Origin of the sequence: Halomonas sp. AOP43-A1-21 (assembly GCF_052376775.1) — a bacterium.
GTDB lineage: Bacteria > Pseudomonadota > Gammaproteobacteria > Pseudomonadales > Halomonadaceae > Vreelandella > Vreelandella colorata.
Window position 1 is genome coordinate 1 of record NZ_JBQSWC010000006.1, and the last position, 19384, is coordinate 19384.

17 protein-coding genes are annotated in these 19384 nt (G+C 53.4%); 4 read left to right on the forward strand and 13 right to left on the reverse strand.

The window, feature by feature from the left end; genetic code table 11:
• The 4 genes from ACT3R7_RS04860 to ACT3R7_RS04875 all read right to left on the reverse strand — a co-directional run.
• On the reverse strand, positions 1-869 hold an 869-nt coding region (locus ACT3R7_RS04860), incomplete at its 3' end, for an EAL and HDOD domain-containing protein (RefSeq protein ID WP_496198850.1).
• 110 nt (positions 870-979) lie between these two features.
• On the reverse strand, positions 980-3709 hold the full coding sequence (locus ACT3R7_RS04865) for a sensor histidine kinase (RefSeq protein ID WP_192537908.1): 2730 nt from the start codon (positions 3707-3709) through the stop codon (positions 980-982).
• A 202-nt stretch (positions 3710-3911) separates the two neighbouring features.
• Positions 3912-6005 carry a 3'-5' exonuclease gene (locus ACT3R7_RS04870; protein WP_417419912.1) on the reverse strand — a complete coding sequence of 698 codons (2094 nt, stop codon included), beginning with the start codon at positions 6003-6005 and terminating at the stop codon, positions 3912-3914.
• The gene (locus ACT3R7_RS04875) at positions 6002-6376 is read right to left on the reverse strand and encodes a response regulator transcription factor (RefSeq protein ID WP_192537906.1); all 375 of its coding nucleotides are present in this window, start codon (positions 6374-6376) and stop codon (positions 6002-6004) included. Before ACT3R7_RS04875 ends, ACT3R7_RS04870 begins: the two co-directional genes overlap by 4 nt.
• A 260-nt stretch (positions 6377-6636) precedes the next feature.
• Here ACT3R7_RS04875 and ACT3R7_RS04880 point away from each other — a divergent pair, with 260 nt between their 5' ends.
• The 4 genes from ACT3R7_RS04880 to ACT3R7_RS04895 all read left to right on the forward strand — a co-directional run bounded on the left by ACT3R7_RS04880 (position 6637) and on the right by ACT3R7_RS04895 (position 10860).
• Positions 6637-8313, forward strand: a complete 1677-nt coding sequence (locus ACT3R7_RS04880) for a carbon starvation CstA family protein (RefSeq protein WP_192537905.1) — start codon at positions 6637-6639, stop codon at positions 8311-8313.
• Between the two features lie 16 nt (positions 8314-8329).
• Positions 8330-8632 carry a cory-CC-star protein gene (locus ACT3R7_RS04885; RefSeq protein ID WP_192537904.1) on the forward strand — a complete coding sequence of 101 codons (303 nt, stop codon included), beginning with the start codon at positions 8330-8332 and terminating at the stop codon, positions 8630-8632.
• A gap of 100 nt (positions 8633-8732) precedes the next feature.
• Entirely contained in the window at positions 8733-9740 is a 1008-nt protein-coding gene (locus tag ACT3R7_RS04890) for an ArsA family ATPase (protein WP_193091410.1), read from the forward strand.
• A 37-nt stretch (positions 9741-9777) separates the two neighbouring features.
• Positions 9778-10860 carry a tRNA-queuosine alpha-mannosyltransferase domain-containing protein gene (locus ACT3R7_RS04895; RefSeq protein ID WP_417419913.1) on the forward strand — a complete coding sequence of 361 codons (1083 nt, stop codon included), beginning with the start codon at positions 9778-9780 and terminating at the stop codon, positions 10858-10860.
• Here the strand turns inward: ACT3R7_RS04895 and ACT3R7_RS04900 are convergent.
• The 9 genes from ACT3R7_RS04900 to ACT3R7_RS04940 are packed head-to-tail and all read right to left on the reverse strand — an operon-like array spanning position 10849 to position 19347.
• On the reverse strand, positions 10849-11919 hold the full coding sequence (locus tag ACT3R7_RS04900; protein ID WP_417419914.1) for a hypothetical protein: 1071 nt from the start codon (positions 11917-11919) through the stop codon (positions 10849-10851). The genes ACT3R7_RS04895 and ACT3R7_RS04900 overlap by 12 nt on opposite strands.
• Positions 11920-11944: 25 nt before the next feature.
• Positions 11945-12583 carry an endonuclease III gene (gene nth / locus ACT3R7_RS04905; protein WP_192537900.1) on the reverse strand — a complete coding sequence of 213 codons (639 nt, stop codon included), beginning with the start codon at positions 12581-12583 and terminating at the stop codon, positions 11945-11947.
• A gap of 15 nt (positions 12584-12598) precedes the next feature.
• Entirely contained in the window at positions 12599-13300 is a 702-nt protein-coding gene (locus ACT3R7_RS04910) for an electron transport complex subunit E (RefSeq protein WP_417419915.1), read from the reverse strand.
• Positions 13297-13932: an electron transport complex subunit RsxG gene (rsxG, locus tag ACT3R7_RS04915; protein ID WP_441675803.1), complete on the reverse strand. Its 636-nt coding sequence runs from the start codon at positions 13930-13932 to the stop codon at positions 13297-13299. Before rsxG ends, ACT3R7_RS04910 begins: the two co-directional genes overlap by 4 nt.
• Entirely contained in the window at positions 13929-14969 is a 1041-nt protein-coding gene (locus ACT3R7_RS04920) for an RnfABCDGE type electron transport complex subunit D (RefSeq protein WP_417419917.1), read from the reverse strand. Before ACT3R7_RS04920 ends, rsxG begins: the two co-directional genes overlap by 4 nt.
• A complete protein-coding gene (gene rsxC, locus ACT3R7_RS04925) occupies positions 14966-16639 on the reverse strand; it encodes an electron transport complex subunit RsxC (RefSeq protein WP_417419918.1) in 1674 nt (557 codons plus the stop codon). The genes ACT3R7_RS04920 and rsxC overlap by 4 nt, the downstream gene beginning before the upstream one ends.
• Positions 16640-17248: an electron transport complex subunit RsxB gene (gene rsxB / locus ACT3R7_RS04930; RefSeq protein WP_193091404.1), complete on the reverse strand. Its 609-nt coding sequence runs from the start codon at positions 17246-17248 to the stop codon at positions 16640-16642.
• Between the two features lie 9 nt (positions 17249-17257).
• Positions 17258-17839 carry an electron transport complex subunit RsxA gene (gene rsxA / locus ACT3R7_RS04935; RefSeq protein WP_018916043.1) on the reverse strand — a complete coding sequence of 194 codons (582 nt, stop codon included), beginning with the start codon at positions 17837-17839 and terminating at the stop codon, positions 17258-17260.
• On the reverse strand, positions 17836-19347 hold the full coding sequence (locus ACT3R7_RS04940) for a sensor domain-containing diguanylate cyclase (RefSeq protein WP_417419919.1): 1512 nt from the start codon (positions 19345-19347) through the stop codon (positions 17836-17838). Before ACT3R7_RS04940 ends, rsxA begins: the two co-directional genes overlap by 4 nt.
• Positions 19348-19384 lie beyond the last annotated feature (37 nt).

Here is a 19384-nt window from a genome sequence, read left to right on the forward strand (position 1 = left end):
CTAGCTAACATGAGTATTGAAACAAGTGTTCTAAGTTCTTTCAAACCAATCATTTGCAAGCAATTGATGAGTTTGGTGGTAGGCTTGCCGGCTCCTTTTTCAGCTGAATTTGCCCGTTTAAATACTGCGCTTAATAAGTAAGGATCTCTTGTGATCAAAGATCCAATATTTGCTAAGCTAGCATTTTCACTATAAAGACAAGCTAAAAGTTGCAGTTGATTAGCCCGAGAGGCCGTGCGTCGAATCGAGCCAGATGCCTGAGTTTTAGGTTTTTCGTAAAAATAGCCTTGAAATAGCGTAAAGCCTAAGGATTGGCATAGTTCAAATTCATGCTGTGTTTCTACGCGTTCGGCTAGTAATGTAAAACCTTGAGACACCAATTTTTTTATGACTTCTTTTTGTATTGGGTTTGAAATGTCAATTTTGACAATATCGCAATAAGGTAATAACTTCTCATTGTTTTTATCTAATATAAAATCGTCAAGTGCTATCGTGTAACCTTGTTGCTTTAAAGACTGTAAAGACGTAAGCACTTCTTGATTTACAGGCGTATTTTCAAGCACTTCGATAACAATTTGCTGGCTCGGCAAGCCTTGCAAATTGGGATTGGTAAGCCAACCGTAAGAGGCATTGATAAAAAGTTGACGTGATCCGCAAAGATTCTCAAGCCCAATTTCATAGACAGCAACGGCGCATGCACGCGCTGTTGCTTGGACATCATCATCAATGTGGGCTGAATTACAAGCGTCGCTAGAACGATACAACAGTTCGTCTGCTACATGTTGTAAGTTGCTATCTACAATAGGCTGTATCGCAATAGTATAATTGTTGCTATTCTCATTAAAAGACTGGTCTTGTTGATTCTGCATCAGATCTTCCGTGAACAACCACTTTGAATGAAGCTTAATTAGTAAAAGAATAGCTTAAGTGGGTTGCTTAACGCTAGTGCGATTGTCATTGTTATGTCAATACATGGTCATTACGTGTTAACGGCTTCAGAGAGCTCTAATACAAAACATGCGCCGTTTAACACCTGGGCATCTTCTATCCAAAGCCTGCCACCGAGATGCGTAGCAATTGCCCGGCTTATGGGGAGCCCTAAGCCGCTGCCTTTTGGGCGCTTACTCGTTGCTTTATCACTAGATAGTAGTTGATTAAATTTTTCAAATACCTGCTCGCGCTCCTTCTCTTCAATACCCATGCCGTTATCTTCTACGCATAGATAGATATGCTGATCGTGTTTGAAAAGGCGCAGTAAAACGCGTGGATTTTCATGATTGGCAAACTTACTGGCGTTATCCAATAGGTTGATAATGATTTGCTCTAAACGGTCGGGGTCGCCGATAACGTGGGCGGGCCGTTCATCAATCGCAACGGTAAGGCTCACGTTGCGTTCTTCCTGAAGTCTCGCAATGGCTTCAAGGCTATGATCAGCAATTGCCGCCAAATCTAGCGGCACGGCATTAAGAGGCATGCGACCGCTTTCCAGGCGAGCCAGATCGAGAATTTCATCAATCAGGCGTGATAGGCGCTGGCTCTCTAATACCATTACTTGCAAAAAATGCTGCCGCTTGGCTTCTGGGATGTCCTGATGGCTTGCGAGAATTTCGGCAAACGCACGAATGGAAGTAAGCGGCGTGCGTAGCTCATGACTGACCATGGCCACAAACTCATCTTTTAAGCGGTCAAGCTCACGGAGACGGTCATTGGCGCTTTGCAAGTCTTGTCCTATGCGCGCAAGCTCGTCTGATTTCTGCTTTAACTGACGGTTATATTCCAGCGTTTGCGTGGTGGTATCCAGCATGCTCAGGATCGATTCAATATCGAGCGCTTCACCTCTTACCACCGAGTTGATCAGGATGCGTGCCGAGGCGTTGCCCAGCGAGCCCGCGAGCGCCTGCTCAGCGCGCATAATAACGTCATCCGACGCGGGTAGATGGGGCTGGGTTAATTCAAAATTATGGGTGCGTTTTGAGAAAACCCGCAAGGCAACCTTAAAGCCCAAGTAGCGAACCAGCAGCTCATAAAGCGCGCCTTGGGTGGTTTGGCCGCGCTGGAGCGGCGTTGTTTGCAAGTTGGGGTGGAGCGCCTCGGTAAACAATGCCGCCTGGGTTTGTTCAAGCGGGGTGGGGCGCATAAATAGCGAAATTCCCACTAACAGTCCTACATTGGCGAGCATACTCCACAGGAGTGAATGGCTATAGATATCCCATTCCTTCAACCCAAAAAGTGCATAGGGCGTTAGCCAGCCAACCCCCCACGGGCCATCGGTGAGCAGCGCTGCGTCCAGCCAGCCGGATTGAGCAAAACCGGGCAGAAGCAGCGTATAGCCCCAGATTAAAAAACCGGCGATTAACCCATACATTGCGCCCAGCCGGGTTGCTCCACGCCAATAAAGGCCAATCAGAAGTGCTGGCGCAAACTGTGCCGCGCCGACAAAAGAGACCAGCCCAATAGTAACCAAACTGTAGGTATCGCCAATGAGTGCGTGATAGAGATAGCCAAGCAGCAAAATAAGCACGATGGCTACCCGGCGCACTCTTAGCAGCAATCGGGCAAGGCCTCCGTGGCTATCTACATGCAGGGCTTTGGAGCGTAATAAAAGTGGCATGATCAATTGGTTGCTGACCATGGTAGAGAGTGCAATGGTTTCAACGATGACCATGCCGGTGGCCGCAGAAAGCCCGCCAATAAAAACCAGAAGGGGAAGGCCTTCGAGCCCTGCAGAAAGCGGTAGCGTAAGCACAAAACTGTCTGGGTCCCCCGCATCGAGTAGTAATCCCGCCAGTGCGATGGGTATAACGAATAGGTTGATCAGCAGTAGATAAAGGGGAAACAGCCAGCTGGCGCGAGCCAGATGTTGTTCATCGACATTTTCCACCACCAGCACCTGAAACTGGCGTGGCAAGGTTAAAAACGCCAGAAAGGCGAGAATCAACATGCCCACCCAGCCGGTTGCTCCACCCGGTACACTCTCCAACTGCATTAATTGGCTTAACGCAGGCGTTTGGGCAACCTGGGCAAAAAGCGCGCCTGGCCCTTCAAATAGAATGAAAACAACAAAAATGCCTACCGCTAAGAAGGCCATCAGCTTGACCAGCGATTCCAGGGCAATGGCTGCCACCATGCCTTCGTGGCGTTCACTGGCGTCCAGATGGCGGGTACCGAATAAAATGATAAATACGGCTAATACGAGGGCCACCCAGAGTGACCGATCCATCCAGAAGCGCTCGTTATACAGTATCGAATCGGCGCTTTGGGGATAATTGATCAGCACTGCATGGCTAACCGTAATCGCTTTTAATTGCAGCGCGATATAGGGCGTAATGGTAATCAGCGATATGAGTGCCACTAACGCACCAAGGCCGACGCTTTTGCCGTATCGCGCACTAATAAAATCCGCGATGGAGGTCAGCCGCTGGCGCGCGGCAATGCGTACCATCTTGCGGATGATAAACGGTGATAGCATCATCGCAAGCGTTGGCCCAAGATAGATAAGTAAAAAGCTTGGACCAAATTGCGCTGCCCGCCCTACGCTTCCGTAAAAGGTCCACGCGGTACAGTAAACCGCAATGGAAAGTGCGTAGACAGTCGGCGAATTAATGATAGAACGATCCTGTTCGGCGCGTCGATCACCCCAGGCCGCCACCAGAAACAGCAGCCCTAAATAACCGAACACCGCACTTAGTATCAGCGCATCCGTTCGCATGATTATCGCCTTGTAGTAGGTTCCATCAGCCACGCGGTCAGGCCAATAATCAAGGCCCAGCTACAAAAAAGATACATCGGTAACCAGCCAATACTTAACGTTGGGAGGCGGTCGATCACTAGTAATAACGGCGGGCAAAAAAGTATTAGTGCCAGAATGACCAGCACCAACAGCCTTTCACGATAGCGTGGGTTTGAAGGCTTCATGAGGCGCTGGCATCCTCGCGGTCAAACGCGCTTGCTTGAAAGTGCAGTAGCTGCTCAAGCGTCGTAATACCGCGCGCTTCCAACCGAGGCAATAGAGCAAGCCAAAGCTCTCCGGTCACCCGGGCATCACCCAACGCCGTATGGCGCATTCCCGTGGGAAATATTAATCCATAGCGCTGTACAAGGCTGTCCAGGTCATGGCCGTCGAGTGCTTCATCTAATGCTCGTGAAATTAGCAAGGTATCCAGCACGGGCATATCGAATAAAACGCTATTTTGGCTAATTGCGAGCATATCAAAGGCGGCATTATGGGCAAGTAACACCGCGTCACCGATGTAATCATGAAAGTGTGCCAGTACGGGTATTAGTGATGGCGCATCGATAACATCATTATCGGTAATCCCATGGATAGCGGTGCTTGCCGCAGGAATCGGCCGTTGCGGGTTAACGTAGTGATCAAACACATCGCTGGCCAATAAGCGCCCGTTGACGATACGGCAGGCGCCTAAGCTAATGACGGTGTCGCCCCGGCGAAGCTCGAGCCCTGTTGTTTCAGTATCAAAAATAACCAGCTCCAGGCTACGTAAGGGGCGATTGGCCAAGGCGGCGTCCGGAGGGGGTAAATCGGCAATCCCAAAGTCATGAAATTCAGGGCGGGGAGTAACGACGCGCGGTGCCTCACTTTGCTCAACAGAAGGCAAGGGTAAGCGAAGACGTGCATGCTGACCGTCGGCGTCCTGGATACTCCATACGTCACTGGCATGCTGACGCAGTACGTCGGCAGCACTAGGGCTTAGAGGAAGGGCATCCAATATTTGTTGGCGCCATTGGTTAAGTTCGCGTTCGGGTATTGGCGGGCCCAACCATATAAGGTCCAGGTAGGTATGTTTGGAGCTGATAGAGACTTCGCCCTCAAAAATGCTGCTCTTGATGCTGTTTTTGATATTGTCATTGAGATTGTTTTTAAAATAATCGCTAAGGTGTTTAACCAGCGAATTAAACAGTGCCATGAGGGCCGGGGCATCTCCTTTAAACCATGCAGGCACCCCAATCGGAGTAATCAGGCGGTGGGCCGGGTCCAGGTAGTCGTCCAACATTTGCCAGAAATCATTGGACCATATGGAGGTAAGACGCTCGCCTTGTTGCTGTATGGCTTCGATAAGCCCGCCAACTCTGGCCACTGTCTCACTCAGGGCGATACTTTCTTCATTCGCCACCTGCTCCAGACGGTGGGCAAGGGAGCCGCTTGTATGATCGTGCTGGCGCAGCTGGCTAAGTGCGTCGGTGGCGGTTACCAGGCTTGCCGTATGTTGGCGCAACGGGGTGAGCATTTGCGCAAGCTCCGCACGAACGCCTCTTTCGTTTGACCAGGCAGCTGTCGCATCGCTACAGGTAATCAGCGTTTCATCCTGGCTTTCGGGCACGCGGCGTACGATTACTTTCAGCCAGCGGCAATCGCAAGGCACCAGGAGTTCTCGCTGGGTACCATCGGCTGGCAACTGGCTTAGGGTTTGTTGCAAACTCGCCAGTGGAAACAGCGCTTCGAGCCGCTTACCCAGACCCAAGCTAGGTGTGCCAGCAAAAAACTGCTCGGCCGCCTGATTAAAGAGCATCAAGCGGCGGTGTTTATCGTAAAGCAGAAGGGGCGTTTCCAGCACTTGAAGCAAGGCCTCAAGCTCTTTTCGAATGCGGGTAGCGCTTTTGGCGCCGTCCGCATGGGCTCTATGCAGGCTACGTCGGTCTGACTGCCAGCTCTCCTGCGCGCGGCGCAAGTCCGGAGCTAATCCTTTCAGCCAGCCCTGTGGTTGCGAGAAATCTTCAGTATCAGGGTTGGCAACCAAGCGGGCGAGCTGCGCCTGTAGCTGACGCACAGGACTAAACAGCATGCGTTCAAGCAATAAACCCACTGCAAATATTGTGGCGCCACCTGAAAAGCATCCCAGCCAGAGCAGCAGCTGATAGACGCCGGTCACTTCCAATTGGCTATCCAGCCACACGGCAAACAGGGCGCCGCCTAGCAGGCTAAAAGCGGTTAGTAACAACCAGGCGCCAATCAAGCGCTGTCGTTTAGGCAGCCCCTTGGGCTTCATAAGGTTTTCTCTGCCAGCACGGCTTGCACTTGATCGACAAGGGCCTGGGTTGAAAACGGCTTGGTAATGTAGGCGTTAGCGCCCAGCGCAAATCCCTTCTCTCGCTCTACCTCTCGCCCATGGGCCGTGAGCATGATAACCGGTAGTAATGCCGTCGCCGAGCGGGTGCGCAGTGCTTCTAACACATCGAACCCGCTAATGCCTGGAAGGCTGATATCCAGTAGCACGACATCTGGCGTATGGGTCGCTACCTGTTCAAGTGCCTGTTCACCATCGGCTGCACTGGTAACTTCAAACCCTGCCTGCTCCATTAAAAACTCGATCGATAGCACAATGTTCGGTTCGTCATCGACCACCAGCACTTTTGCCATGGAGCCCACCTAATCGGTTGTTATTTAAAATACGCTACACCATTAAGAGTGTAGATAGCCAAGCAGGACGAGCCAAGACGACCTTGGCCGAATAGAAAGCCAATGCGGACGCCAGCTTAAGACTTTTGGATGAAGAGTGGGGTTTAAAGGAATTTAGGCATAGACGTATTCAATAAGCCGTACCAACATGTAAACAGAAACACCTATACGTGCCTTGGTTTTAATAAACAACAACAATCATTACCAAAGGAGCCGCGCATATGAGTGCTGTTATCCTGCTATTAATCGGACTTGGGGCAATGGCTTTAGGATACTTTGTGTATTCCAAATTTATTGCTCAAAAGATCTATAAGTTAGACCCCAATTTCAAAACCCCTGCCCATGAATTCGAAGACGGTATCGACTATGTACCGACCAACCGCTTCGTGCTCTGGGGGCATCACTTCACCTCGGTTGCTGGGGCGGCACCCATCGTAGGGCCTGCTATTGCAGTAATATGGGGCTGGGCACCCGCGTTTTTATGGGTGGTGTTTGGCACCATCTTTTTTGCCGGTGTACATGATTTTGGCGCTATTTGGGCAAGCGTGCGCAATAAAGCCAAATCGGTAGGCGCCTTGACGGGCGATGTGGTGGGTAAGCGGGCCCGCAGCATTTTCATGATCGTGATCTTCCTGGTGCTGCTCATGGTCAATGCCGTGTTTGCCGTGGTAATTGCCGGGTTGATGATGAATTTCCCCAGTGCGGTGGTGCCGGTGTGGGGCGCGATTTTTGTGGCCCTGATCATTGGCCAACTGATCTATCGGCGGATAATGAGCCTAGCGGTGGTATCTGTAGTAGGCGTTATCGCTCTTTATGCGCTGATTGGCATTGGTCCTATGGTGCCCGTACAAATGCCAGCCGAAGTTGCCGGGATGTCGGGTAATGCGATCTGGATCATAATTCTATTTGGCTACGCGGCCATCGCATCACTTTTACCGGTATGGATGCTGCTGCAGCCACGGGACTACATCAACGGTTTGCAGCTATTTATCGGCCTGCTGATTCTTTACGGAGCGCTGGTACTGCTTAACCCAACGTTGGTCGCGCCTGCCTTTAATGACAATGTGCCTGCCGGCACGCCTTCGATGATACCGCTGCTTTTTGTAACGATTGCTTGCGGTGCAATATCAGGCTTTCACGGGCTGGTCTCTTCAGGTACCACTTCCAAGCAGCTCAATAAAGAAACCGACGCGCGGTTTGTAGGCTACTTTGGTGCGGTAGGCGAAGGCATGCTGGCGCTAGCGGCTATTCTGGCAGCCACCGCAGGGTTTGCGACATTTGGCGATTGGCAGGCCATGTACAGCGCCTTTGGCCAAGGTGGGGTAAATGCGTTTGTAGAAGGCGGGGCATTTATCATCCATAACGGCCTTGGGCTGCCCCAGGCTACCGCGGCGACGCTTTTAACCGTCATGGCCGCGCTGTTTGCAGGCACTACCATGGATACCGGCTTACGCTTGCAGCGCTATATCTTCCAAGAGTGGGGCGATATCTATAACCAGCAATGGATGAAAAAACCTTCGCTAGCAACCGCACTTGCCGTTGGCACCTGCCTTTTACTGGCGTTTGGCGCCGGCGGTGCGAATGGCTCCGGTGGCTTGATTATCTGGCCGCTGTTTGGCACCACCAACCAGCTGCTGGCCGGGCTAACGCTCTTGGTGATTACGGTTATGTTGGTACGCCTGCGGCGCCCCATGTGGTACACCCTGGCGCCTCTGTGCTTCTTGCTGGTCATGACTATTCTGGCGCTTCTTATCCAGCTGCGTACCTTCTGGAATCAGGGCAACATGTTCCTGTTAGTGCTGGATATTGTGGTGCTGATGGCGGCGATTTTGGTTGCGATGGAGTGTGCCGCAGCGCTTAAACGCTCGCGCGCTGAAATGGCGGCCCAAGGCGACTAAATAAGAGGGCATCATAATGCGCGATGACTCGGATAAAGTGGCGTCATCCAAGCGTGATACGTTGCGGGCCTGGTTGGGGCAGGCCCGTTTTTTCACCGAAGAGGTCTACAGCGCGCGCTACCGTGGAGCTATTGCACGGGCGCGCCGTGATGAAGATGACCTGTTCATGCTGTTAGTCTTTTCAGAAATGATGGGAGTACCCAATCCCGCGTCCTATTACACGCTGGAGCTTCAGCCGCTGTTGCTTGAGCGTTTTCACGACTGGCATACGCGAATGGGCATGGAGCATTCGCCGCTGGATCATTTTCGCTGCTGCTAACGCGTCATTTCGGGGTTAATACATCCTGGATAAATGGCCTCAGAGATAGATAGCTAAATGAACTTATAAATAGGTAAATGAACTTATAGATAGGTAGCCTATGCAATCAGTTCTCAACCGCCGCTTACTGTGGGTAGGCGGCAAAGGCGGCGTGGGTAAAACAACCGTCGCGGCCTCTTTGGCGATTCTTGCGGCCAGGCGCAATAAGCGCGTACTGGTGGTTTCAACTGATCCCGCGCATAGCCTGGGTGATGTGTTTGATCGCACGTTAGGCGATACGCCGCGCCGTTTGTTGCCGAACCTGGATGCCATGGAAATAGATCCGGATAGTGAGGTTGAAGCGCATTTAAATAGAGTCACTCAGCAAATGCGCCGCTTCGCTGCGCCTGAAATGATGCAGGAGCTTGAGCGTCAAATGCGCCTCACGCGTCAGTCCCCCGGCACTCAGGAAGCGGCCCTGCTTGAGCGGCTGGCTCGGCTGATGCTGGATGATGACGCACCGTATGATCTGGTCATTATCGATACGGCGCCTACCGGGCATACGCTGCGCCTTTTAACTCTGCCCGAAGCCATGGCAGCCTGGACGGATGGACTGCTGGCGCACAACCGAAAATCGGCTGAGTTAAGTGGCGTGTTAAAGCATCTCACGCCTTCACGCGGGCAGGATGTCGCCACCCCCTTTGATAACCCCACGGAAGATGCGCTTTCCGGTCTGGATGAGCGGACCCGAGAAGTAGCGGAAACGCTAATCAACCGTCGGCGGCTGTTTCACCAAGCACGGCGGCGTATAGAAGATGCCAAGGCGTGCAGCTTTTTATTCGTCATGACGCCGGAGCGGCTGCCCATACTCGAGACACAACGCGCCGTCGGCGCCTTGGAAGAGGTTAATATTAACGTGGCGGGCGTGCTGGTTAACCGGGTGATACCTGAAGAGGCAGATGGTGCTTTTTTGCAGGCACGACGCGTGCAGGAGGCGACCTACCTTGAGCGCATCGATACGCTGTTTAAGCATCTTCCTCGCCCCACACTGCCCTGGCTGGCGACCGATGTACAAGGGATCGACGTGTTAGAATCGCTGGCTGATAAGCTGGAGCACCAGGGTTTTTAACAGCGAGTTTTAATGCTGGTTTTTAATAAGGGTTTTGATGCGCGTTCTATTACTCTCAGCGTACGAAGCGGTAAGTCACCGTTACTGGGCAGACAGTTTAATGGCTAATCTTCCTGAAGTGGCGTGGCAAACGCTGAGTTTACCGCCGCGTCACTTTGCCTGGCGAATCCGCGGTAACCCGCTTAGCTGGTGGCTAAAAGAGCATGAGACGCTCAACCAACCCTATGATGTGGTGCTGGCAACGTCCATGGTGGATCTGGCGACGCTGATCGGGCTTTTTCCCCATTTAGGGCGGGCCAGGAAAATTGTCTATTTTCACGAAAACCAGTTTGCCTACCCGGAGTCCAGCGATCAGATGCCCCAGGTAGAGGCCAAGATGGTAAACCTCTACGCCGCGCTTGCCGCCGATACCGTTGTATTTAACACCGCTTATAATCGCGACTCTTTCTTTGCTGGCGTACGCGCATTTCTAAAGAAAATGCCCGAAAACCTGCCTGCCGCAAAACCCCTTGAAGCATTATGCTCGCGTGCCCACGTACTGCCCGTGCCGCTTACGCCGATTGCTGAAGCGAACGCTAATGGTTCGATTCCCCAGCGTATTGTGTGGAACCACCGCTGGGAGTACGACAAAAACCCAGACGATTTTTTTAATGTGTTAATCGCTTTAAGCGAGCAGGGGGTTGATTTTGAGCTAGCCGTGTTGGGCCAGCGCTTTCGACAAACACCGCCCATTTTTGATATTGCCCAGGAGAAGCTGGCAGCGCATATAGTGGCCTGGGGGCCGCAGCCGGAGCAGGAATACCGTGAACTCCTGGCGACCGCCGGTATCGTGGTATCAACTACCTGGCATGAATTTCAGGGGCTGGCGATTATGGAAGCCGCCCAGCAGGGTGCTCTGCCGTTAGTGCCGGACAGGCTATGCTTTCCTGAACTATATACTGACAGCTACCGTTACGATGGCACTTCAGAAGGTCTCTATCAGCGGTTACATGCCTGGCTTACTACCCCTGAAACACGCCCCAGTGTTTTAAACACCGAGGCTTGGGCGTGGTCTGCATGGCGTGAGGCGTATCGTTCGTTGCTTGCACCGGACATGGCAGGCGTTGCGTCAGACAAGTGAGTCAAGGCGCCGCGTTGGCCAGTGAACGACAGCCGTGTGACGGCGCATTTTTTGAGCAAGAACGGGATGCTCGCGACGAATCACCTGCTCGGCGAAATCGGATAAAAAGCGTGACTTCAACATCGCGCGGGCGCGGTCAATGCCGCTATGCTGATAAGGCGTTGAGGCCAGCAGCATAAAACCGTCATCAGGAATTCTGCCTGCCTGCATATTGGCTTCGATGATGGTGGCAGCGGTGCCGATCGGCTCGGCTAAATCGGGGCCGTAAGGGCCAATAATGAGTGCGGTATTCGGCAAATGTAAAAAGTCGAACCCACGTCCGATACAAATCGCCCACTCACGATGTTCGATATCCAGTTCACGCTCAACACCTTGCAGATCATTAACGTGAGCCAGATTACCCTCAAGCAGCGGCAGTAAGTCCCGGCGCATATCGGCGGGCATGTCGGGGCATACGGCCTGTAGATGAGCACTCAGGGCTTCGATAGGCTGCCCGAGCCATTCGCGAATATCCAGAACCGCGTCATCCTGGCCATGAAGTATCAACGCGTCGCTGTCAGTTTCAAACCCGCATACCAGCGGGTAGACCTGCTGATGGTCCTCGCCAAACAGCTGACCTGCTTGGCGGGCAATCGCATAGGCGTGCGCTTTGGCTGCCTGAGTATCACAACCAAACCCGGCACACCCCCGCGCTTGATTGCCGTGAGAAAAGTGATAGGTGATCAGCAGTAACGTGCCCCGTCCAGCGTTAGCGGCATCAACGACGGTGTCGGTGAGTAGCTCACCCAGATACGGCCAGCCTAAATCGAAAATTCCACCAAGGTTGCGAAATGGGGTAATGATACCCAGCGGTGTGCGGGTGGCGTGGGGAAGATGGATACGTCCATCCATGCACTTCATGACTACGATGGATGTCGGATGCTGCGCCAGATAGCGCTGGCGCGAAAGCCAGGCGCCGGGACTGCAGAAGTGTTCAGCGTGCTGGCGGGATAACGCAAATAGAGCATCGATGCGCTGCTCAATGGGTTGGCTATGTAGCAGAGTAGCAGGCATCGGCATAAGGGCATCCTAGTGTAAAAGTAGGCTAGGCGAGTTCGGTTTTATCCGGAAACTCGCACAGGTCTTCGATTATGCAGCTTCCGCAACGCGGTTTGCGGGCAATACATGTATATCTGCCGTGAAGGATAAGCCAGTGATGGGCGTCCTGCCGGAATCCTTTGGGCACATGGCGTATCAGCTTTTGCTCCACCTCGACGACGTTTTTACCCTTGGCGATACCGGTACGGTTTGAAACACGAAAGATATGCGTATCGACCGCAATAGTTGGCTGCCCGAACGCCGTATTTAGAATCACATTGGCGGTTTTACGCCCCACACCCGGCAACGCTTCTAACGCGATGCGTGTGTCGGGCACGACGCCACTGTGCTGATTAACCAGAATATGGCAGGTCTTCATCAAGTTTTCAGCTTTGGTGTTATAGAGGCCGATCGTCTTGATATGCGTTTTAAGCTCATCGATACCCAAATCGATGATTGCCTGGGGCGTATTGGCAACGGGGTAGAGCCGCGCGGTTGCCTTATTGACGCCGACATCGGTGGCTTGCGCAGAAAGTAGCACCGCCGCCAGCAGCTCGAAAGGTGTGGTCCAGTTGAGTTCAGTCGTGGGGTGCGGGTCCGCTGCCTGAAGGCGAGCAAAAATTTCATGGCGCTTTTGGGCATTCATGGCGTGTCTCTACGGTTACTTGATAATGCCGGTGACCCGGACGCGGCGTTCTGTGCGTGGTGAGGCTGGCGCAGGTAGGGCGCGCGTGGCGCTGCGCTGGTCCAGCACGTTTTTCAGCGCAATCAGCAGGCCAGCAACGAAAAAGGCTCCGGGCGGTAGAACAAAAAATAGAAATTGATAATCGTCTACCAGGGTAAGCTGCCAGTTGGCCGCGAACGGGCCAAACAGTAGCGCCATATCGCTAAACAGCGTGCCTTGACCCAGCAGCTCGCGCAGCCCTCCCAGCACCACCAGAACGCTACCAAACCCAACGCCCATCATCAGGCCATCGAGTGCGGCAAGACCAGCAGGCTGGCGGGAGGCAAACGCATCGGCACGGCCTAAAATAGCGCAGTTCGTGACGATCAGCGGAATGAAAATACCCAGCAGCTGATAGAGCGGGTAGGCATAGGCGGCCATTAATAGCTCCGCACAGGTAACAAAGGCGGCGATGATCATCACAAACGCCGGGAGCCGAACGGTGCTGGGAACCTGATGACGCACCAGCGATACGGCGGTACTCGCGCCTACCATCACAAACAGCGTAGCAATGGCTAACCCCAGCGAGTTGACCACGGTCGTGCTGACGGCCAGAAGCGGACACAGCCCCAACAGTTGCACCAATGCGGGGTTATTGGCCCACAGGCCTTCATGGGTTAGCGTTTGCCATTGATTCATTGCGAGGGCTCCTCAGCGCTAGTGGGTAACGGCATCTCGGCGACATACTGCAAGGCCGTGTAAACTGCCTGAACGACAGCGCGAGGCGTAATGGTCGCCCCGGTAAATCCATCAAACTGCCCACCGTCTTTTTTAACCGCCCAGGCGCTGGCTGGCAGCTCATCAAGACTTAGCCCGTTAAACCGGGTAATCCAATCGCTGCGCTGGCGTTCGATCTTATCGCCCAGGCCTGGGGTTTCCTGATGGTAGGTAACCCGCACACCGCTAATGCGCTGCTGCTCATCAATTCCTACTAACAAGTCAATCTCACCGCTATAACCCTGACGGGTAATGACCGGTAAAATAATGGCGCGGTGATTGTCACGGCTTATTTGCCAGCCTATAGCGGGTTTGCGATGGCCTAAGGCATCAGCATCAGGCAGGTCAAATGTACTTTCCAGAAGCTGATCAATCGATGTGTCGACGAAGGCTTGAGGCAGTACCGCCTGCAGCTGGCGGTGTTGATAGGCCTGCTGGTGCTGTGTAATGCGCTCAGCCGTCAACGCGCGGGTGACGGCAACGCTGCCCGCAGTAATCAGCGCAAAGACACCCAGCGTGAAAGCACCGCGCCGCATGGCACTCATGGGTGTCATCGTGGTACTCCAGGTGCGTCTTTTGCGTGCCCTGTTGGGCGGGGTACTGTGTATAGGTCGATCAGCGGGACACAAAGGTTCATCAACAGAACGGCAAAGGCCACGGCATCCGGATAGCCGCCCAGGTTGCGAATCACCATAATCAGCACCCCAATACCCGCGCCATACAGCAACTTGCCGCGCTGGCTGGTCGCGGCGGATACCGGATCGGTGGCAATAAAGAAAGCCCCAAACAGCGTGGCGCCGGTTAATAGGTGAAAAATCGGCGATGCAAAGCGGTCAGAGTCGCTCAGATAAAATAGCGCTGCGAGTGCCACTAAACTGCCCAGCAGGGCGGCGGGAATGTGCCAGCTGATAATCCGTTTAATCAGCAGTAGTACACCGCCCGCAAGCCAGGCGAGGCTAATGGTGTACCAGGCGGTGAGCGTTTTTTCAGGCAGCGGGCTGCTTAACCAGAACTGTTGGGCAGACAGCTCCTCTGCTTTATGTTTAAACGCATCCAGTGGCGTGGCACCGCTAAGCGCATCAAGCTGGGGAGTAGGTAACGTGCCCAGGATTTGTGCCCAAAGCGTATCGTTAATCAGCGGCTGAGGCGGCGCCCATAGGGTCATATAGGTAGGAAAAGAGACCAGGAGTAGGGCATAGCCCACCATGGCCGGATTAAACGGGTTATGCCCCAAGCCGCCATAAAGCTGCTTGGCGATCACTACGGCGGCTAGCATACCTACCCCTATTAGCCACCAGGGGCTTGCCGGGGGTAATGAAGCGCCTAGCAGTACACCGGTCAGTAATGCGCTGGTGTCTGTTAACGCTGGCGCTATGGGGCGGCTACGAACATGCAGCATGGCCGCCTCAAGAAGGACGCCCATTATCGACGCCAGGGCAATATTGCTAAGTACGCCCAAGCCAAAGTGATACGTCATGGCCAACACCCCGGGCAGCGTGGCTATCACCACCCAGCGCATTAATGAGGCCGTTGGCGGAGCCATTAATAGAGACGAGGCATCATCGACCTGCGAGGCGTGAAACATACTCATGGAGTGTCCTCAGCGGTAGGTGCTTTAGCGCTTTCACGCGCTTGCGCCAGCTGCAAGTCGGCGGCTTTAAGATTTTCCTGGGCGGTAGCCAGCAGCGTTTCCAGATCTTCATGAGATTGCTGTGGCTCTTGCTGGGCTGCTCGTGCAAGGACTTTTTCGGCTTTTCTAACCGCCGCCTTGGCCGCCGTTTGAGCAATGCGCAGGCTACGCAAGTCGACGGGGGGAGCGCTGGCACTCTCGTTGTTGACATCCCCATCGGTGGGCTTGTTGTGAGCTAACCGGGCCTGGCGGCGCGCCTGCTTTTCGGCTTCTTCACGGGCTAAGCGTGCCTGACGAAACTCGAAGCGATGTTTGGCATGTTCGGCCTTGGCTGCCTCAATCCTGTTGTGACGAAGACGGCCTTTCGCTTCGCGGTAATCATCAACCAGCGGTATATGGCTCGGGCAAACGTAGCTGCAGGCACCACACTCAATGCAGTCAAAAAGGTGGTAGCGCTCAAGCTTGTCATCGTCCTGGGCACGGGCGTACCAGTGTAACTGCTGAGGAAGTAGCTGGGCGGGACATACGTTTTCACACGCACCGCAGCGAATACAGGGCGACTCCGTTGGTGCGGAAGGCAACTCTTCAAGCGTTGCTGCAATCAGGCAGTTAGTGGTCTTTGTGACGGGCGAATCAAGCGTTTCAACTGAGCTGCCCATCATCGGCCCACCCTGGATAACGCGGCTGAGCCTGGCGTTATCCAACCCTGCTTGGGTTAAAAGTATCTCAATAGGCGTGCCCAAACGCACCCAGTAGTTGCCCGGTTGGGCAATGGCTTCCCCGCTTAGCGTTACTACCCGTTCAACCAGCGGTTGACCATCACGCACCGCGTAAAGTGCTGCCAATAACGTGCCGGGGTTGTGGCAAAGCACCCCCACATCCGCCGGCAGGCCTTGGCTCGGCACCGTTCGATTCAACAGCTTTTTAATTAACTGTCGCTCGCTGCCGCTTGGGTAACGTGTAGGAATAACCGTTAACGTAACGCTTGTAGGCTGGCTTTGTGATATGGCGCGCTTTAACGCGGCAATGGCCTCGGGTTTATTATCTTCAATACCGATAACAATCTGCTGGGCGCCGCACAACGAGGCAATTAATTGAGCACCTTCGAGCACTTCGCTTGGGTAGCAGCGCAGAGTTAGGTCATCGGCCGTAATATAGGGTTCGCATTCGGCGGCATTAATCACCAGCGTATCGATAGCGTGGCGCTCAATCACCCGGGCTTTGATATGGGTTGGAAACCCGGCACCGCCTAGCCCAACCACACCGCTTTCGTCCAAGCGGGTAAGCAGAATAGGCGCATCTGTTGCGCGCCAATCAAGCGGGGGCAGGTTTTGCCGGGTATCCTGACCATCACTGTCAATTACGATAGTATCGCCATCCATCTGGCTAACCGTGCCGCTGACCGTTGCGTGCACAGCGGCGGATATCAGGCCATCGCGTTTAGCGATCAGGCTACCCGTATGGACGTTATCGCCGAGGCTAACGCAGGGCGTTGCCGGGCGGCCGCTATGCTGACGCAAGGGGAGCACTACCTGTGCAGGTAGGGGAGCGCGGCGTAGCGGTGATTGCGCCGAACGGGCTTTGCGTTCGGGAGGATAAACACCGCCTGGGAAATCAAATAGGCGTGCCATCTAGCCCCCTGGTTGTTGGTGTACGGTTGCTGGTATACGGTCGCTTGCAATGACACTGTGAGCGGGAGACACAATCGGTTGCCACTGGCTAAGGGGCGTACTCCTGGGAAGCATATCGATACAGTCTACCGGGCAAGGGTCGACGCATAAGTCACAGCCCGTGCACTCATCTTCAATAACGGTATGCATCTGTTTGGCGGCGCCAATAATGGCGTCCACTGGGCACGCCTGAATGCACTTGGTACATCCGATGCACTCAGCTTCACGGATAAACGCTACCTTTGCTTCGCTGGGGGCGTCCCCATCAAGCGGCTCGGGCTCGCGGCCAAGCAAATCGGCCAGGGCATGAATGGTTGCCTCGCCGCCAGGCGGGCATTTGTTCAGGGCATCGCCTTCATTAATCGCTTCAGCATAAGGGCGGCAGCCTGGGAAGCCGCACTGGCCGCACTGAGTTTGGGGCAGCAGCGCATCAATCTGGTCAACAAGCGGATGCTCGTCGCCCTTGAAGCGCTCGCTAACGGCTCCTAATAGAGCGCCGAAGCCAACCCCTAAGCCAGTGAGTATGCCAATGGCGCTGACAATACCCCAGAGAGAGAACGTATCGCTCATGGTATTGAATTACCCTTGGGTTAAACCGGAAAAACCGAGAAAGGCGAGTGACATCAAGCTGGCGGTAATCATGGCGATAGCGGCACCCCTGAACGGCTTGGGAATATCCGCCCCGGCTAAACGCTCACGCATGGCGGCAAAAAGCACCAGGATCAATGAAAACCCCAGCGCCGCGCCAAGCCCGTAAAGCGTGGTATGGAAAAAGCTTAACTCGCGGTTGAGCGAGAGCAGGGCGACACCCAACACCGCACAGTTGGTCGTGATCAAAGGCAGAAAGATGCCCAGTACTTGATGCAGCAGCGGGCTTAAATGGCGCACCATAATCTCGGTGAACTGCACAACTGCGGCAATCACCACAATAAAGCTGATGGTGCGCAGATAGGTCACATCCAGCGGCACCAACAAGCCGTAATAGACAACGTAGCTTGCAGCCGAGGCAAGTGTTAATACGAAAGTGGTCGCCAGCGACATGCCCATGGCAGATTCCAGCTTATTGGAAACCCCCATAAACGGGCACAGCCCCAAAAACTGTACCAATACAAAATTATTGACCAGCGCCGTGCTGATCAGAATGATAAATAACTCGCTCATAGTGACGTATCGTGGCTGACGACAAAAAAATCAGCATTAGGCGGTGTGAATATCTTGACCTGGTGGCGTCCTGCCGCTTTGGCGCTATAAAGCGCTTGATCGGCGGTGCTCATTAGTACATTCGGAGAAATATCGGTGCCTTCGTCCAGCGACCCGATTCCTACGCTAATAGTAACATAGGGCGCTACGGGCGAGGCCAGATGAGGAAATGCTAAAGCATCTATCGTGTCATGCAGCAACTGACCAATATGTTTTGCCTGTTGGGCAGAGGTATTGGGCAGTAATGCGCTAAATTCTTCACCCCCGGTTCGGGCGATTAAAAAATCATGCGTGGTGGCCACTTTTTGCAGTGTCTGGGCGACCTGCTGCAAGCACTGGTCGCCTTTCTGGTGCCCATAGTGGTCATTGAAAAGCTTGAAATGATCGATATCCAGCATCATCACGGCGAGTGGTTGCGATGACGCCTCCATTTCATGAATGGACGCTTGAAGGCGCTGGTCGAACAGCCGCCGGTTAGGTAGGCCCGTTAAAGAATCATGCGTGGAGAGATTTAAAAGCTCAGCATTAAGCTCACGTTGTCGACTTAGCTGCTGATCAAAGCTTCGCGCTAATAGCCCAATTTCATCGTTACGCTGGCAAAGCAGTGCAGAGTCCAAATTACTGTCTTCACTCATAGTTTGTTTTGCAAAAATGGCCAGTGCTTTAAGTGGCTTTAAAATCATGCGCTCCATAAGCCAGAGTACAAAGCCAATCACAAACAGCATGAGGCAAGCTGTCCAGATTAATACATAGCGAATGGTACTAAGGCTTGCTAGATAATGAGTACGGTTAAGTTGAGTGCCCACCAAGATGCTAATGGTGGGCACATTGGTCGGCAGTAAATGATGGGCGTAAATCGTCTCGCCCTCAATGTTGGTAAACGGTATGGCCTCAGAAGTCGGTCGCTGCTCAATGGTGATCGGAAGGCCTGTTACATTTTCCATCTGCGCTACCCATTTTTTATCCATTAAGCGCACTTTGGCTAACCAGCCGACGCTCGGGCCGCTGCCGTCAGTGCGCAGAATTGGCGTAATGGCGACCATTGCCGGAGCGCTAACCCCTGGTGAAAGAAAATATTGCTGTTCAGGGGTGTTTTCTATCGAACGCTGGATACTGTCAATCAACGCTGCCATCCAGGCGCAATCATCAGTAACGCCTGCACAGATTGCAAACTGGTTAGTGTCAGGGTCTAAGCCTGAAAGAAAGTAGATCTCGCCGTTAGCATCAAAAAACGCTATCAACTGGTAGCGCATCTCTCTCATCATATCAGGGCTGAAATTAACGTCGGCGTAGCGTGGATAGTTATTTTGAACGAATTGATAAGTATCGTCCCAGTGAGCCCAATCACGCGCTTGAGCCAGTAGGCTTTGCTGGGCTAAGTCGAGACTGCGTTCAACACGTTTTAGCTCCTGATTAATAACGCCACGCTCTTCTTCGTGCAGGGCGGGAAAAATAAACCATTTACTCATCACGACTAATGAGCATAGAGCGAGCAATAGCACACCA